We start from the raw sequence: 229 nt of genomic DNA on the forward strand, positions 1-229 counted from the left end.
TCTAGAAGGTATTCTCGGACTTCATACCCCACCAACTCTCCCTGTTGATACTCGACACCAGAGATTTCTGGGTTTTGAATCAGTTGGGTATCAAAACGGACAAGTTCCATTGAGATAGCGCTAATGGGACAGAAACGCTTCAATCGATTTATCCACGTCAGAGTTGTCAGGACTCGGTGTTGAAGACTAGGCGCAAGCCAACCTTGTGGACGCTTGCGATTGTTGAAAC

Annotated in this window: 1 protein-coding gene; it reads right to left on the reverse strand. The window is 46.7% G+C overall.

Annotated features, from left to right (window positions below):
- On the reverse strand, nt 1-229 hold a 229-nt coding region (locus tag LKK83_RS00390), incomplete at both ends, for an RRXRR domain-containing protein (RefSeq protein WP_324628763.1).

The sequence above is a fragment of the Phormidium sp. CCY1219 genome, from assembly GCF_035615515.1.
In the GTDB taxonomy this organism is placed as follows: domain Bacteria; phylum Cyanobacteriota; class Cyanobacteriia; order Cyanobacteriales; family Laspinemataceae; genus CCY1219.